This window comes from Bacillus cereus group sp. N21, from assembly GCF_016483395.1.
GTDB classification, from domain to species: domain Bacteria; phylum Bacillota; class Bacilli; order Bacillales; family Bacillaceae_G; genus Bacillus_A; species Bacillus_A pseudomycoides.
The window spans coordinates 1-341 of the sequence record NZ_JAEHBX010000287.1 but is presented as its reverse complement, the minus strand read 5'-3'; the positions used below and the strand labels follow the sequence as shown (position 1 = coordinate 341).

Below are 341 nucleotides of genomic sequence, written 5' to 3'. Positions count from 1 at the left end.
AAAGACTTAGCGGCATACGATGCGAATGGCGCTGCCTACAAATATGAAGTGAAAGAACAACCAGTAGACGGATATCAATCCGAAGTGAACGGTTACGACATCACAAATACAAAAGTAGGTCAAACAAAAGTAGAAGGAACAAAAACGTGGAAAGACGATAATGCGAAGGATCGTCCGACGATGATTAAGGTAGACTTACTACAAAATGGTCAGGCCATCAGCACGCAAGAAGTAAGTGAAGCAAGCGGCTGGAAGTATGAATTCAAAGACTTAGCGGCATACGATGCGAATGGCGCTGCCTACAAATATGAAGTGAAAGAACAACCAGTAGACGGATATCA

1 protein-coding gene is annotated in these 341 nt (G+C 43.1%); it reads left to right on the top strand.

Annotated features, from left to right (window positions below):
* Positions 1-341, top strand: a 341-nt coding sequence (locus tag JDS96_RS30880) for a Cna B-type domain-containing protein (protein ID WP_199669137.1), incomplete at both ends; no start/stop codon positions are given.